The sequence below is a fragment of the Priestia megaterium genome (assembly GCF_041941685.1).
In the GTDB taxonomy this organism is placed as follows: Bacteria; Bacillota; Bacilli; order Bacillales; family Bacillaceae_H; genus Priestia; species Priestia megaterium_C.
The window spans coordinates 3,531,903-3,547,019 of record NZ_CP130958.1; the positions used below are offsets into that span (position 1 = coordinate 3,531,903).

Annotated in this window: 13 protein-coding genes and 1 pseudogene; 2 read left to right on the forward strand and 12 right to left on the reverse strand. The window is 36.9% G+C overall.

Annotation, left to right across the window (positions count from 1 at the left end; genetic code table 11):
* Positions 1 to 214: 214 nt before the first annotated feature.
* Positions 215 to 1,462: a glutamate-5-semialdehyde dehydrogenase gene (locus Q5794_RS18705; protein ID WP_214987235.1), complete on the forward strand. Its 1,248-nt coding sequence runs from the start codon at positions 215 to 217 to the stop codon at positions 1,460 to 1,462.
* A 254-nt stretch (positions 1,463 to 1,716) separates the two neighbouring features.
* On the opposite strand, the gene Q5794_RS18710 is transcribed toward Q5794_RS18705, so the two are convergent.
* Positions 1,717 to 2,373 carry a hypothetical protein gene (locus Q5794_RS18710; protein ID WP_374988288.1) on the reverse strand — a complete coding sequence of 219 codons (657 nt, stop codon included), beginning with the start codon at positions 2,371 to 2,373 and terminating at the stop codon, positions 1,717 to 1,719.
* A 32-nt stretch (positions 2,374 to 2,405) separates the two neighbouring features.
* Between Q5794_RS18710 and Q5794_RS18715 the strand changes: the two are divergent.
* A pseudogene (locus Q5794_RS18715) lies at positions 2,406 to 2,558 on the forward strand (IS3 family transposase); the annotation flags it as partial.
* Between the two features lie 316 nt (positions 2,559 to 2,874).
* Here Q5794_RS18715 and Q5794_RS18720 read toward each other — a convergent pair.
* The 11 genes from Q5794_RS18720 to Q5794_RS18770 all read right to left on the reverse strand — a co-directional run bounded on the left by Q5794_RS18720 (position 2,875) and on the right by Q5794_RS18770 (position 15,098).
* A complete protein-coding gene (locus Q5794_RS18720; RefSeq protein WP_374988289.1) occupies positions 2,875 to 4,194 on the reverse strand; it encodes an MFS transporter in 1,320 nt (439 codons plus the stop codon).
* A gap of 92 nt (positions 4,195 to 4,286) precedes the next feature.
* On the reverse strand, positions 4,287 to 5,435 hold the full coding sequence (gene dgoD, locus Q5794_RS18725) for a galactonate dehydratase (protein ID WP_374988290.1): 1,149 nt from the start codon (positions 5,433 to 5,435) through the stop codon (positions 4,287 to 4,289).
* Positions 5,422 to 6,084, reverse strand: coding sequence for a bifunctional 4-hydroxy-2-oxoglutarate aldolase/2-dehydro-3-deoxy-phosphogluconate aldolase (locus Q5794_RS18730; RefSeq protein ID WP_214987238.1), 663 nt, complete (start codon positions 6,082 to 6,084; stop codon positions 5,422 to 5,424). The genes dgoD and Q5794_RS18730 overlap by 14 nt, the downstream gene beginning before the upstream one ends.
* Before the next feature lie 17 nt (positions 6,085 to 6,101).
* Positions 6,102 to 7,055, reverse strand: a complete 954-nt coding sequence (locus Q5794_RS18735) for a sugar kinase (protein WP_374988291.1) — start codon at positions 7,053 to 7,055, stop codon at positions 6,102 to 6,104.
* Between the two features lie 17 nt (positions 7,056 to 7,072).
* Positions 7,073 to 7,831 carry an IclR family transcriptional regulator gene (locus Q5794_RS18740; protein WP_144635258.1) on the reverse strand — a complete coding sequence of 253 codons (759 nt, stop codon included), beginning with the start codon at positions 7,829 to 7,831 and terminating at the stop codon, positions 7,073 to 7,075.
* 496 nt (positions 7,832 to 8,327) lie between these two features.
* Complete coding sequence (locus Q5794_RS18745) at positions 8,328 to 9,230, reverse strand: AEC family transporter (RefSeq protein ID WP_095378488.1); 903 nt, start codon at positions 9,228 to 9,230, stop codon at positions 8,328 to 8,330.
* A 91-nt stretch (positions 9,231 to 9,321) separates the two neighbouring features.
* Positions 9,322 to 10,755, reverse strand: coding sequence for an aldehyde dehydrogenase family protein (locus Q5794_RS18750; protein ID WP_374988292.1), 1,434 nt, complete (start codon positions 10,753 to 10,755; stop codon positions 9,322 to 9,324).
* A gap of 30 nt (positions 10,756 to 10,785) precedes the next feature.
* Positions 10,786 to 11,520 (reverse strand): GntR family transcriptional regulator, encoded by a 735-nt coding sequence (locus tag Q5794_RS18755; protein ID WP_057234450.1) that lies wholly within the window; start codon positions 11,518 to 11,520, stop codon positions 10,786 to 10,788.
* 84 nt (positions 11,521 to 11,604) lie between these two features.
* Positions 11,605 to 12,372 (reverse strand): hypothetical protein, encoded by a 768-nt coding sequence (locus Q5794_RS18760; protein ID WP_374988293.1) that lies wholly within the window; start codon positions 12,370 to 12,372, stop codon positions 11,605 to 11,607.
* 29 nt (positions 12,373 to 12,401) lie between these two features.
* Positions 12,402 to 12,944, reverse strand: coding sequence for a hypothetical protein (locus Q5794_RS18765; protein WP_374988294.1), 543 nt, complete (start codon positions 12,942 to 12,944; stop codon positions 12,402 to 12,404).
* Positions 12,945 to 13,058: 114 nt separating this feature from the next.
* Positions 13,059 to 15,098, reverse strand: coding sequence for an alpha-glucosidase (locus tag Q5794_RS18770; RefSeq protein ID WP_374988295.1), 2,040 nt, complete (start codon positions 15,096 to 15,098; stop codon positions 13,059 to 13,061).
* Between the last annotated feature and the right edge of the window lie 19 nt (positions 15,099 to 15,117).

Below are 15,117 nucleotides of genomic sequence, written 5' to 3' on the forward strand. Positions count from 1 at the left end.
GCAAGTTAATAAACCCAAACTTCTTTTTAGAGTTTAATACCTGTCCAATATGTACTACTTCATATCCTATGGAAATAGGTAATTTTATATTAGCAATCCTAATAAGTAAGACTGATTTTAGTTATATATACTCTTACAATAAGCTTAATTTATATGAATACATGCATAAATATTATAAAATTAAAAATTTTTGGTTAAAGGGGACTATATCACATTGACTGAATTACAGATAAAGGGAAAACAAGCAAAACAGGCATCCCACATCCTAGCAAATATAAGTAGTAAATGTAAACAAGATGCTCTATTTAAAATGGCTGATTATTTACTTACATATAAGGAAGATATCTTAAAGGCAAATCAAATAGATTTAAACAATGCTTTGGAAAATGGAACATCAAAAACAATGTTAGATCGTCTATTGCTAAATGAAAATCGTATTGAGGAAATGGCAAACGGTTTACGACGAGTCGCTACTTTACCAGATCCTATTGGTGAAATAAAGAATATGTCTGTACGTCCAAATGGTTTACAAATTGGACAGCAAAGCGTGCCATTAGGAGTTGTAGGAATCATTTATGAAGCTCGTCCAAATGTAACTTGTGATGCAGCCGGATTGTGTTTAAAATCTGGTAATGCAGCTATATTACGAGGTGGAAGTGAAGCAATATACTCTAATATAGCTATTGTAAATATATTATCAAAAGCTATTTCTGATGCAAATTTACCGTCAGGCGCTCTTCAACTAATAATTGAAGATACTCGACGTGAAACCGCCATAGCATTAATGCAACTTAATGAATATGTAGATGTGCTTATTCCTCGTGGAGGTTCAGGGTTAATTCAGAACGTCGTGAAGAATGCAACAGTACCAGTAATCGAAACTGGTACTGGTAACTGTCACATTTATGTAGATGAATCTTGTAATATTGAAATGGCGAAATCAATTATTATTAATGCAAAAACGTCTCGTCCTTCTGCATGCAATGCAGTTGAAAAAGTGCTTATACATAAAAATACAGCTGAGAAATTCTTGCCAATCATCTTTCAAGCATTAATTGAAGAAAATGTTGAGATACGTGGAGATGAAAGGGTTGCTGAAATCTGTCCAAATATAAAATTGGCAACAGAAGAGGACTGGAAACAAGAATTCTTAGACTACATCTTAGCTATTAAAGTGGTAGAAGATATTGATGAAGCTATTTCACATATTAATAACTATAGCTCAAGCCATTCAGAAGCGATTATCACAAACGATTATAATCATGCTCAACACTTTCTAAAACTTGTGAATTCATCAGCTGTGTATGTTAATGCATCAACTCGTTTTACTGATGGAGAAGAGTTCGGGTTTGGAGCTGAGATCGGTATTAGTACTCAAAAAATACATGCTAGAGGCCCAATGGGGTTAAAAGAATTAACAACTACGAAATACATTATTTACGGGAACGGGCAAACTCGGTAACAAGAAGTTTATAAAGAGAAATATGTATTGCCGGTTTTTCCACATAGTATATAGACATAAACTATTAAAAAAATATATTCTATTGTTTTTTTAGGGATAATGATAATTCAACCAGAATTTTCAAATAGATAAAAGGTAGCTAAGAACTATTTCTAACTGCCTTTTATTTATCTTATTAATTCCTTAAATAATTTCCGATAACTTACATTACGGTAAGTAAAAACCAAAAACATTTGAATAATTTAAGAATTTAATTAACTAAAATTTGGATCATTTAAATTATTATTATTAATAACCACATCTGCTCTAAATTGTGGTTTATGTTCATCTATATAGATTTTTGATGCTGCATGATATCTTTTAATAAACATTGCTTCAGATTTTTCATAACTTCCAAAAGCCTGTTCTTCTCGTTTAGCACCTCTTTGTCTAGCTAACTCAAAGTCAGTATCAACGAATATTTTAAAATCATATAGGTCACATAATTGTTTCTTGAATAAAAAGGTCCCATCTACAATTAAAATCATGTCCTTACTCGCCACTTGCATATCGGGTTTAACATACTGATCTGTTGCTAACTCTAAAGAAGCTGTTTGATAATGAAAGGTTCCTCCTGGTCCTAAAGGAATTAAAAGCTTTTGCTTAAAGGATTCATAATCATGAGCATCTTGATAATAGCCAAGAGCCGACTCCTTTCCCTGTCTGTAACGAATACATTTGGGATTATGAAAATGATCTATGCTTGTTCTAATAACATTCTTTTTTCTAGTTTGAAGTTCCACAGCGAGTTCATTAGCAAGCGTTGTCTTTTCGGAAGCTGTAATTCCACTGATCCCTACTCGAATGGGATGGCTTGCTTTTAAACTCAATATTTTATCTACTAATTTAGAAACAAGTTTTCCTCTTAACATGTAATCTCAAATCTCCTCTCAACACATTAGTTTCTACATTAGAAAAGGTTATACAGCTAGATAATCCGTTAAAACGAGATTTCTCTACACAGACGATTAACGAGAAACGGGTGGTAGATATTACGTATATCCCTACGGTAAGAGATGGTTGGTGCTATTTGGCGTCTGTATTAGATTTGCATTCTAATTAAAACCTTTTTCATAAATACACCTTCAATTCTCTAATAATCATTTTCTACTTATTATTCTTTGACTACTGTTAATAAAAGATAGAAACTTTGTATATTTTATCATGTTTTTTGTATTCATGAATATCACTACTACCTAATCAAATGATCTTATTCTTGTACGGACTGAAGTTCTTCTTTATAGGTAACAAAAAAGCATAAACTCGTTGGTCTCCAACAAAATTTATGCTCTATCTTTAATAAGACTTTTACGAATTCTCTTTTAATCCAGTCACAAATGATTTCTGTAAAAACTATAAGGCTATAAACAACCTTACACAATATCTCGATTCAACGATTTATCTTTAATCACTTTAATTCTTTCCACTTTTCCTACAAGGAAGATATAAGAAAGTGCCCCTAAGAGAGCCAATGCCGCTATGAATACTAGCGCTGGAGCAAAGTTTCCTCCTTTTGCTAAGAAACCAATAACAATTGGAACGATGATAGAAGCTAAACCTCCGATAAAGTTAAAAACTCCGCCTGTCAAACCGACTAAATGTTTAGGTGCTAGCGTTGAGACAAAGACCCATGTAATAGAAGCTAGGCCATTTCCAAAAAACGCAATAGCCATAAACATGATAATGAGAGATGTGCTATCTACATAATTGGCTCCGATAATTGAAGTTGATAAAAGTAGACCTACGATAATAGGTGTTTTTCTTGCAATACCTAAAGATACTCCTTTTTTCACTAAGGCGTCAGATACAAAGCCAGCTAATAATACCCCTACAAATGCTGCTAAAAACGGAGCAGATGCTAGGAAGCCTGATTTTAAGAAATCTAACCCTCTGTATTCCACAAGGTACGTTGGAAACCAGGTAAGGAAGAACCATAAAGTAGAGTTTACGGCAAACTGACCTAAATAGATGCCCCATAGCTTCCGGTGAGAAAAGGCTTCTTTAAGATTTCCCCATTCGAATTTTGCTCTTTCTCCTTTCTTATCACCAGCTTTAACTAAGCCTCCACCTTCTTCAATATGCTGTAGCTCTGCTTTATTTACTTTACTATGCTGAGAAGGATCGCGATAAAAGATATACCATATAATGCCCCACGCTATACCGATAATCCCGGTAGTAATAAACAGACCTCTCCACCCTAAAAAGTGCTGAATGGTCACCAATGTAGGGGTTAAAAATGCTAGCCCCGCAAACTGTCCTGAAGTATAAAAAGCAATAGCTGATGCTCTTTCCTGATTGGGAAACCAGCTGGTGACTACTTTATTATTGGTAGGAAAAGCCGGTGCTTCGAATGCTCCTGTGGCTAAACGCAGACCAAAAAGACTCACAAATCCCTTAGTAAACCCTTGCAGCAGCGTAACAATAGACCAAGTAATTAAACTAAAGGCATACGTGACACGAGCGCCAAAACGGTCAGCCATTACCCCTCCTGGTATTTGCAGAGCAGCATAAGCCCATCCAAAGGCTGAAAATATAAGACCCAGTTCTACTGATGATAGCTTTAAATCTTTGGACATGGCCGTGGCGGCTACAGAAATATTACTTCGATCCATATAGTTGATGACAACGCTTATGAAAATAAATGCTAAAACACGAAATCTAACGCGAGTCGGCTTTTCGCTATACCCCTTCATTCCCTTATCCCCCTGTATATGACTAGTTTAAGAAAAGATCTGACTGACGGTCATTTGTCAATCAGATCTCCCGTACTAAAATGGTTTCCCCTTTACCATTCCGCTACAGAACCATCTCTATGACGCCATACTGGATTACGCCAATTATGGCCGATATCAGCCATTTTTCTAACATGGTCTTCGTTAATCTCAATACCTAAACCAGGTCCATCAGGAATTTTTACGAAGCCTTCTTCGTATTTAAATACGTGGTTATCCACAATATAATCTAGTAAATCACTGCCTTGGTTATAGTGAATGCCTAAGCTTTGCTCTTGAATAAATGCGTTGTGACATGTTGCATCTACTTGAAGACAAGCGGCTAATGCGATTGGTCCTAACGGGCAATGAGGCGCAGCTGCTACATCAAAGGCTTCAGCCATTGAAATAATTTTCTTACATTCTGTAATTCCCCCTGCATGTGATAGATCGGGCTGAATAATATCAACGTATCCGTCTGTTAAGAGCTTTTTAAACTCCCATTTTGAAAACATTCTTTCTCCTGTCGCAATAGGGATGGATACGTGATTGGCAATTTCTCTTAACGCCTCATTGTTTTCGGGCAAAACCGGCTCCTCGATAAACATTGGACGATAGACCTCTAATTCTTTAGCTAAAATCTTTGCCATTGGCTTATGTACTCGTCCGTGAAAATCAATACCTATTCCTACATAAGGTCCCACTGCTTCTCTGACAGCAGCAATACGTTCTACTACTTGATCAATTTTTTCATATGAATCCACATATTGAAGCTCTTCTGTTCCATTCATTTTTACTGCTGTAAATCCCTTTGAAACAACTTCTCTTACTGCTTCGCCTACATCCGAAGGCCGGTCTCCCCCAATCCACGAATACACTTTGATGGACTCTCTTGCTTTTCCGCCTAATAGTTGATGTACAGGAGCATCGTAATATTTTCCTTTTATGTCCCACAGAGCTTGGTCAATCCCTGATATGGCACTCATTAAAATAGGTCCGCCTCGATAGAAACCGCCTCGGTACATAACGTTCCAATGATCTTCAATATTTAATGGATCTTTGCCAATAAGATACTCCATTAGCTCATCTACTGCAGCTTTAACGGTAGAGGCTCTTCCTTCAATAACAGGTTCTCCCCATCCGACAATTCCTTCGTCTGTTTCTATTTTTAAAAATAACCAGCGTGGCGGCACTTGGAACAATTCATAATTAGTAATTTTCATGTACTTTTTCCCCTTTCGTTATACGATTCACTGCGGCTACGTATGCTTTAGCCTTTTGTGTTAGCTCCTGCAGATATGCATGAGTAATTTCACGATTTGTATCAACTAAAGAACTTCCAATACCAAACCCTACAGCACCTGCTTCTTCAAATTCTTGAATATTGTCTAAGCTCACTCCTCCTGTTGGAAGAAGTGGAATATGTGGAAGCGGCCCTCGAATATCTTTAATATAGCTAGCCCCCAGCCTAGCAGGGAATACTTTTATAATATCTCCCCCATTTTCATATGCCGTTAAAATTTCAGTAGGTGAAAAAGCACCTGGAATACTAACCGCACCGTATCTTTTTGTTAGTTTAATCGTTTCCGTGTTAACAGTTGGAGAAAGGATAAACTTTGCACCTGCTAAAATAGCTGAACGTGCTGTTTCAGGGTCAAGCACTGTACCCGCTCCTACTAACACTTGATCACCCAGCTCTGTAGAAACCTCTTTAATGGCTGAAAGTGCGTCAGGCGAATTTAGAGTAATCTCTATGTTTTTTACACCGCCGTCATTAAGCGCAGAGGCAATTTTCACTACATCCTGCGGTTTAGCTCCTCTAATAATCGCAACGATTTTATGCTCTAATAGATGTGATAAAATATCCGTCATTGGTAAGCCCCTTTCTTTTATCGTATAACGTCTTCTTTTGTAATCGCATTCATAAATTCGTAAAGCTCTTTTTTATCAGGCAAGCCTTCAATATCACCCTCTACGGTTACGACCATAGCTCCTATAGCACACCCTCTTTTAACCGTTTCTTTTAAAGAAGATTTATCTATTAACCCCGATAGTATCCCAGCGGCGAACCCATCACCAGCTCCTACTGGATCTATCACTCTAGCAACTTTAAAACCTTCCACGTAAGCGGATTCATTTTTAGTCGAATAATAAGCTCCTTTCTCACCTAGCTTAATAACAACTAGTTCTGCACCTAATTGATGAAACGCTGATGCAACATCTTCAGGATTATCCTTCTCAAATAAAAACTGACCTTCGTTCATTCCTGGTAAGACAATATCCGCATATGTAGCCATTTTAGTTAGTGTTTGACGCGCAGCTGTTTCATCCCAAAGCGTCTTGCGTAAATTTGGATCAAACACTATTTTTACACCATTTTTTTTAGCAGCTTTCATCGCTTGAAAAACAGCTTCGTGGCAGGAGTCGCTCAGCGCAGGTGTAATTCCTGTCACGTATAGGTATTTTGCAGACGAGATATATTCTTCATTCATATCATGCGGATTCATAAAGCTTGCTGCTGAACCTTGTCTGTAATAAAACACTTTACTGTTCATTTCATTTGTTTTTTGCTTTAAAAAAAGACCTGTAGGAGCATTATCATCAAATATCACATGTCTTACATCTATTCCTTCTCCTTTTATACTTGAAAGAATACGCTCTCCTAGCTCATCTTTTCCTAATCGGCTAACCCATCCCGTTTGATAACCTAGTTTTGACAGAGCGATTAATGTATTACTTTCTGCTCCAGCAATTTTCGAAGAAAAATCTTTAGCATATCTCATCTTTCCATTCGAGTGTGGGGTAAACAGAATCATTGTTTCCCCCATGCTTATCACATCCATTTTACCCCTCTTTTCATTTATCTCTTCGCCTCTTCATATCCAGCAATAAAAGATATGTTTTTTGACGTTTGAAGCAGCCTTTCTACAATAAAGTCTTTATGCTTCAGCATTCTTTCCTTAGGCCCAGCTACACTAATAGCAGCTTGAATGCTTCCCTTTGCTCCAAATACAGGTGCAGCAAGGCAAAATAACCCTTCCTCATTTTCTTCATCATCAATTGCATAGCCCATTTGAATAAAAGAGTCTAGATTGTCATTAAGAACTTTTTTATCTGTAATTGTATAATCCGTAATAGGCAGTAGTTCTATATGTTCAAGCAGCTGTTCTCGCTGATCTTTAGGAAGAAAAGCTAAAAAGGTTTTTCCTAATCCTGTACAATAGAGCGGCTTACGGTTACCAGGCTGAGCTGTTGTTCTAATAGAGCGATTATTGTCAATCTTAACAACATAGACTAATTCTCCATCTGACAGCAAGGCCATAAAAACCGTTTCCTGAACATCCTCCATCAGTTTCTTTAAATACGGCTTTCCCTCAGAAGAAATATCTAATGATTCCATAGCCGCTGTTCCAATTTGAATTAGCTTTGGCCCTAGCTTATACCTCTTTAATGAGTCCTGATTCAAATACCCTTCATTGTGAAGTGTTCCCACAAGATTAAACGTACTGCTTTGCGGAAGCGAAAGTAAATCGCTAACCTCTTTTACTGTTAATCCCTCGGGATGTTGAGCAATCAATTCAAATACTCTTAATACACGTTCTGCTGATTTTACTGACATGAAGAAACCCTTTCCGAATCACATATGTGATTTTAAATTTTATATATGATTTACTGATTTAAATATTATCATAGACAGATAATTAATTCAAAATATTTTTACAAATTAAATAAAAATATTTATGACAGTTCCTGAAAAAATGGTTAATAAATAGCAATATAAAAAAGCTTACTAAAAGGACCCACAAATCCTTTTAATAAGCTTTTTTCTTTACAGATACAGATGCTTTTATAGTTTTTCCGTATAACCTCTTGAATTTCGAATTAAAAAAGATATCCCTGTCAATAAACAATTAAGAAACAAATATTTAGTCAGGTAGTGTTGAAAGCTATAGGTGAAGTAGAAGTATAAAAAGAACACAAAACTAAAATAGAAAATAAATTTTAAATATCTTTTTAAAACTAAGTTATGAGGAGAATTCACGTTGACTACTCCTTTTAAAGTCATATAATAAAGTTATTTTTCAACATATATTGGAACGTTTTTCTGTGTCATTTTATAAAACAATTAGAAAAATGATAGGTAATGTAGCAAGGCTTAGAGAGGTACTAATTAACGTTGCACTTGATACAAACTCCGGCTCTGTATTAAATTGAAGCGCGTACATAGTTGTATTAGCAGCTGTGGGCATAGCAGCCATAATAATCATAATTTGTTTAACCATCTCATCAACAGGTAACAGAAGTGTTAGTATATAAGCGATAAATGGTGAGATCACAAGCTTGATAGCTAATGACCATGAAACTTTTGCTTTGGCTAAATTTCTAATTGATATTTTAGCTAGCTGCATTCCAAGTACGATCATGATGGTAGGAATAGCTGCACCGGCTACTAAATCAACCGCTTCTTTTACAGAGTTGCTTAATGGAATATGAAGAAACTGAAATATAGCTCCTAAAAGTCCCCCATATACAATTGGTATCCGTCGCACTGCGTCAATGGCTGATTTTATACCGTTTCCTTGCGAACTCCCTTTAGCGGCATAATAAACTCCTACTGTACACATGACCAGTTGCTGTATGACCATTAGAATAATGGCAGAGTCTAAGCCTGTAACGCCAAAGAGTAATAAAACAACAGGAGTACCGTAGTTTCCATTATTCATAAATGAGGACGCTAATATCATCCCACAGGTTTCTGAAGTAGAATATCGCTGGAAATAAGCAATAATATAGACGACAGCAATTAATGCAAAGCAAAGTGCAAATGTGTATAACGTAAGATATAAGTAATCAATAGTAAATTTGGTTGTGTAAAATGTTTTGAACACTAGAACTGGAGACATCAAATAAAGTGCCATTGTTGAAATCGTTTTTGTATCAAATCCTATTTTCTTTTGTCCAATAAATCCAAGTGCAAAAATCCCGAAAATAGGAAGAAGGATTGTTAAGAACTCCATGTTTGTTCACCTTCGTCATTTTTTCTTTGTTATTTTCCAAATGAAAGACCTAGAAAATTAAAAATCTAGGTCTTTCATTTAAACTGATAAATTATAAATTTAAAACAATGATACGTTCTTCAGTCATTTCTTCAATTGCATATTTCGGCCCTTCTTTTCCGTTACCGCTCTTTTTCACACCGCCATATGGCATATGATCGACACGATACGCTGAAGCATCATTTACAATTAATCCGCCTACTTCGATTTCACGAGCTGCCTTCATAGCAAACTGTAAGTCGTTCGTAAAAAGGCCTGCCTGCAACCCATAGTCAGAATCATTTACCTTTGAAATCACTTCATCAATCTCATTATATTGATCAATAGCTACTACTGGCCCGAATACTTCTTGACGACAAACTTTCATATCATCATTTACATTGGTCAAAATTGTAGGAAGATAGAAAGCACCATCACGCTTTCCTCCTAGTTCAATTTTTGCCCCTTCTTCCACCGCTTCTTTTACCCATTCTTCCACTCGCTCTGCTTCTTTGAGACGAATCATAGGTCCAATATCCGTTTGCTCATCCATTGGATTACCGACTACTAACTTTTCTGTTTTTTCTTTTAGCTTATTAACAAATGCAGTATAAATATTCGTATGAACATAAATTCGTTGAACTGAAATACAAACTTGTCCCGCATTATTAAAGCTTTTTTGAGAAATTAAAGATGCAGCTTTTTCTAAATCAGCGTCTTTATGTACGATAGTAGCCGAATTATTTCCTAGTTCAAGTGAAACTTTACGCAAACCTGCCTTAGATCGAATGAGCTCTCCTACTCTTGGGCTTCCTGTAAAAGTAAACATATTAACATCCTGGTTTTCTAATAACCATTCACCAATTTCTGCCCCATCTCCAGTCAATACTTGAAGGCACCCCTTTGGCAGCCCTGCTTCTTCCATTAATTCAGCGAGCTTGAGAGCACAAATTGGAGTGACTTCAGCAGGTTTTAATACTACACTATTCCCAGCTGCAAGTGCAGGTCCGAGTTTATGACAAACTAGATTGATAGGTACATTAAACGGTGTGATAGCTGCAACAACTCCAACTGGGACTTTTACTGTAAAAGCCATACGATTCTCCGAGCCTTGAGCCGATTCAACAGGTACACCTTCTCCATGAATACGCTTTGCCTCTTCCGCTGAAATTTGTAAAGTTGTAGCCGCACGCTCAACTTCTCCGCGAGATTCACGAATAGACTTTCCAACTTCAGTAGCCAAAATTTCAGCAAATTCTTCTTGACGACTTAGTAATAACTCAGCTGCTTTCATTAATACCTCGTAGCGTTCATATGGTGAAAAAGTGTTTTTTAATGCATCTTTCGCGCTGGCCACAGCTTTATTTACATCGTCTTTTGTTGCTACTGAGATTTCAGCTGCAGGCTGCTGTGTATATTTATTTAAGACTTCCATTTTTTCTGCTGTTGTTTCCCATTCCCCATTTACATATAAACCATATTGTTTGACTTGAGTTAAACTCGTCATTATCTCCACATCCCCAATTGTATTAGCATTTTATCTTGTAAGTTCAATATTGTAATGATATTTGTCACTGCGATATTTTGTTACCGTAAATTCAAGTGGCTTATCATCAAAACCGTAACTTACTCTTGTCATTTCAAGTAAAGCTTCTCCGCCCCGTATGCCTAACAGATCTGCTTCATAAATCGTTGCATTAATAGCAGATACCTTCTCTTTAGCTCGTTTTAAGAAGATTTCATTCTCTTCTAGTACTTCATAAAATTTTGCACTATTTAAATCTTGTTCAACTAGTATTTTCCCAATATGCATAGGCCAGCAAGAACGTTCAATCGCAATAGGTACCTCATCGGCAAAACGAATTCGTTCAATGACTAAAACCTCTTCTCCAGCGTCCAATTCCAGCATGGAAGTTTCATGATATAAATCTTTTTTAAAATCAGTCCGAATGAGTTTTGAGTTCGGCGTTAGTCCTTTTTCTGCTACTTCTTCTGCTAGTCCTTTGAGCTTGCCTAAGCTGCCGCCAATCAGAGGCTGAGGCTTTACAATTGTTCCCCTGCCTTGTTTTTTTTCTAACAGTCCATCCTGTACTAACATAGAAATAGCTTGTCTTAATGTAGTACGGCTTACATCAAATTCTTGCATTAATTCTTGTTCTGTTGGAATTAACGTATTGGGTTTCCAAATTTTCTCTTGTATACGTTTAATTAAGACATCTTTTACTTGAAGATAAAGCGCGATATTTTTATTAGAACCTATTGTATCTTTCATGTTCTCAAACTCCTTTTAAGTTAGCGTTTGGTATTATTATATAGTATTGGCTAACTTTTACTGTAGCAGAGAAATACAATCTTCTTATACATAGACCTTTGTTTCTAAGTTAAGCATACGTCCTAGTTCAATTAGGTGTTCTGTCACATCACCATAAACTAGTGCAAAATGAGGTTCATACCCCGCGTGCATAAGTTCATAAAGTGTGTCTGATGCATTTGTCGCTAACTCAACTTCTACAGAAGTACCTGTAAAAGGCTGCTCTACATCTAATGCATTTCCTTTCATCACTAGAAGACGATACCCGTCAGGTGTATGACTTACCCTGAAGATCGTTACTTCTCCTGCTTTTAATCCAAAATCCATCGCAAAACCGATTTTTCTGTTAGGATGCACCCCTGCTGTTGCTCCAGTAGAAGGGTTGGCAAGTGAATATGCCCCTGCACCGCAGTGCCAAAAAACAACGGAGTTTTTTTCTTCGTCTATGTGAACTAAATCTCCAAGGTAAGGTGCATTTCCACCCGCTAACTCACGCAGGATAAACATTGAGATTGATCCGTGAATATCCGACTCACAGGATGTTACCATTCCATCCTCAGTAAACTGAGATAGCGTTGAGCACGGAGCAGCTCCTAAATCATTAAAGAAATCTGGCCAGCATCGCATAGCTAGTGCATCTAACTCTTCACGTTGAATGTGCTTTTTAATATATGTGGAAAATTGAGCAAATTTAGTAACGGTTTCATCATTTCGATTTAGACCAATCACCTGCTTTTCTGCCCGCTCAACTTCACCTATCCATTCTTGTTCTGGAAGCTTTACACACTCTTTAAACGCTTCTTGTAAATCCATCTTATGAAGAGTTACGCCAAGTGCGCTTTTTAATTCTTCTTCGTTAGCTGCTGAAAAAAGAATCCTGGTGGATAATCTCCCACTACCCCAATTTTTAACTCATTTAATGCTTTTAGCACGCGCATAACGTTAATTTGTCTTGATAGACGATCCTGCAAAGCTTTCTCATCTGGATTTCCGAATACAAACGCAAACGGATGCTGGTGGTTGCGCAGCACATTACTGGTGCTATTTCCACCTGTTAGCGAGTTTAAACGTAAACGTCCACCTACACTTGGCTCACGTACTGACCAAACAATTACAGGCTGTTTAAAATACTCCAATATCTTAACCATAAATTCACCATCGGCAAATGTAACGCTTTGGTATAAAACGGTATCAATCTTATCCCCTTTAACTGAATCAAGAAACCCCTGTAGTTCTTCAACTGAAGTTATAATTTGCTCCGGCGCAATCACAGTACTGCAGTTACCTTTCAGCCACTCCATACTTTTTTGACGATAAATTTCAGCTGCTTCAATATCAAATGTTTTTCTACCTATAGGCACATATAAAACTGTTGTATTTTGCATATAGAGTTCCCCTTGTCATAAAACTATTTGTTATAACCATTTTAAAATACATAATTACCTTTATCAACACTATTTTTCCGTTTGACTACATTTCTTATATAAATAGCTTTTAAATTAGATGTGAATTAGTTTAGAAAACAACTCACTCCAAATAGATTTTTTACGGTAAAATACAGGTGGATAACCTAATGGCGCCTGAACAGTAACCGATCCTCCTGTGTACTCTTCACCACTCCATACATGGACCCACTGATCTTCTGGTAAATATACTTCCCACTCTGTTTGGTTTTCTTGATGAACCGGCGCAACAAGTACATCTTCACCAAATAAATATTGGTATTGAATATCATATGTTTTTTCATCTTCTTCATAGTGCATAAACAAAGGTCGCTGAACAGGAATTCCTCGTCGAGCATTCTCTTCTACAAGCGATTTAATATAAGGTGCCATCGTTACATAAACATTAGAAATTCTTGCTAAATGTTCTAATGTTTCTTCATCACCGTCAAACTGGAAACAATCATCCGGACGATTTCCTTCATGTGTTCTCATCATAGGCGTGAAGGCTCCCATTTCTGCCCATCTCATCAGCAGCTCTTTCGAACGTTTATTGCCATGTAAGCTTGTATAGCCTCCAATATCACTATGGTGTAAGCCGCAACCAATCATTCCTGATGATAAAGCTGCAGGAATAACGGAAGCTAAACCATCATCCAGCGACCAATCTACACTTTGATCTCCGCCCCAAAGAAGCGTACAGTATTTTTGTATGCCCGTATATCCGGCACGCATAAAGTATACAACCTCACCAAGTTTCCCTGCTTCTGATACTGCTTCATAGTTCGCTTTTGCCCACATTGTCGGCCAAGCATTGTGCATAATCTTAGCGTCGACTCCATTTTTGAGCACAACGTCAGTTGGCAAGTATTCGCCAAAGTCAGCCATCCATCCATCTAATCCAAAATTAATCATGTTCTCTTTAATAACTTGTTTATACCATTCAGTAGCCTCTTCGTTGGTAAAATCAACAACTCCGCAATAAAATTCACCGAAATCCACTAAATACGTATTTCCTTCCGTATTTAATGCTAAGTATCCTTTATCTTCAGCTTCCTTATATAAATCACCTTCAATGGCTACATATGGATTAATGTAACCTAGAAAACGAATATCATTTTCTTTCCACTCTGCAATTTTTTTATCTAACTCCGGATATTCACTCTCGTTCCATTTCCAATTCCACATTAAACGTTTGCCGAAAGAGGTAATACGTTTGCCCTGCCAGTCTTGGCACCATACTCCAGATACTTTCATACCTTTTGCTAAAACTTTTTCTAATTTTTGCTCAACAACATCTGTACCACCTTGAATGCCTAAAACCACACCGTTATATACCCAGTCTGGTAGCTCGGGCTGTCTTCCGAATAACCCTGTAATTTTTTCAACTAATTCAAGGTACGTATCCGCCGTTTCAAACAGCATATATTTAGGTACTTCCCAAACCTGCAGTTCATGGAATGTCTCATTACGAAAGTCAAAGTCCGCGTATGCAGTTGTTTCAACATGACAATAGTACTTTTTACTAGATACATATGTAGGCTGAGGAAAGTTGGTATTATAGTAGTCTCCTCCAGCCTTATCAATTACATCAGCTTGCCATGTTACATATGTCTGTTTGTTTCTTCCTACACCCGGCTCAGATGTCCATAAAGGAAAGTTTTTCCCTCTCATATTAAAATGAGAAAGTTGTTCTCCGCATCCATAGACTTTCTCTTGTTTATCTGCAGCTACTCGTAACCAAAAGCGGTTAATGTTCGCATCGTGTTTTTGGTATTCTACTTTTAGCCGATTCTCTTCTTCTTTAACTATAAGAGAGAGCATATGATCTCCATTTTTAAAGTTAGAGAAATCTATTTTATATGCGCCTTCTATTTCTTCCACATTTGCGTACCGAAGAGCTGTACGTTCAGTAACATAATCTTTAATATCAAAGTTCCCTCTGTACATTTCAATCGTTTCTTCTCCATAACCAATAAATAACATTGGTTTTTGTATTGTATGCTGAAGTAGAGCTACGCCGTTAAGAGCAACTTCAAATCCATCTTGTAAGATCTCCACATTTACCCCTTTAGTTACGTTTAAGGTACCTGACATTTTTATCTCTCCCATCAAT

Bases quoted from the DNA above. Each gene is read 5' to 3' on its own strand.
- dgoD (WP_374988290.1), bottom strand. From the start codon at position 5,435: ATGAAAATTACTAATTATGAATTGTTCCAAGTGCCGCCACGCTGGTTA.
- Q5794_RS18740 (WP_144635258.1), bottom strand. From the start codon at position 7,831: ATGTCAGTAAAATCAGCAGAACGTGTATTAAGAGTATTTGAATTGATT.
- Q5794_RS18755 (WP_057234450.1), bottom strand. From the start codon at position 11,520: ATGAAAGATACAATAGGTTCTAATAAAAATATCGCGCTTTATCTTCAA.
- Q5794_RS18760 (WP_374988293.1), bottom strand. From the start codon at position 12,372: ATGGATTTACAAGAAGCGTTTAAAGAGTGTGTAAAGCTTCCAGAACAA.
- Q5794_RS18765 (WP_374988294.1), bottom strand. From the start codon at position 12,944: ATGCAAAATACAACAGTTTTATATGTGCCTATAGGTAGAAAAACATTT.
- Q5794_RS18710 (WP_374988288.1), bottom strand. From the start codon at position 2,373: ATGTTAAGAGGAAAACTTGTTTCTAAATTAGTAGATAAAATATTGAGT.
- Q5794_RS18750 (WP_374988292.1), bottom strand. From the start codon at position 10,755: ATGACGAGTTTAACTCAAGTCAAACAATATGGTTTATATGTAAATGGG.
- Q5794_RS18770 (WP_374988295.1), bottom strand. From the start codon at position 15,098: ATGTCAGGTACCTTAAACGTAACTAAAGGGGTAAATGTGGAGATCTTA.
- Q5794_RS18745 (WP_095378488.1), bottom strand. From the start codon at position 9,230: ATGGAGTTCTTAACAATCCTTCTTCCTATTTTCGGGATTTTTGCACTT.
- Q5794_RS18720 (WP_374988289.1), bottom strand. From the start codon at position 4,194: ATGAAGGGGTATAGCGAAAAGCCGACTCGCGTTAGATTTCGTGTTTTA.
- Q5794_RS18735 (WP_374988291.1), bottom strand. From the start codon at position 7,055: ATGGATGTGATAAGCATGGGGGAAACAATGATTCTGTTTACCCCACAC.
- Q5794_RS18730 (WP_214987238.1), bottom strand. From the start codon at position 6,084: ATGACGGATATTTTATCACATCTATTAGAGCATAAAATCGTTGCGATT.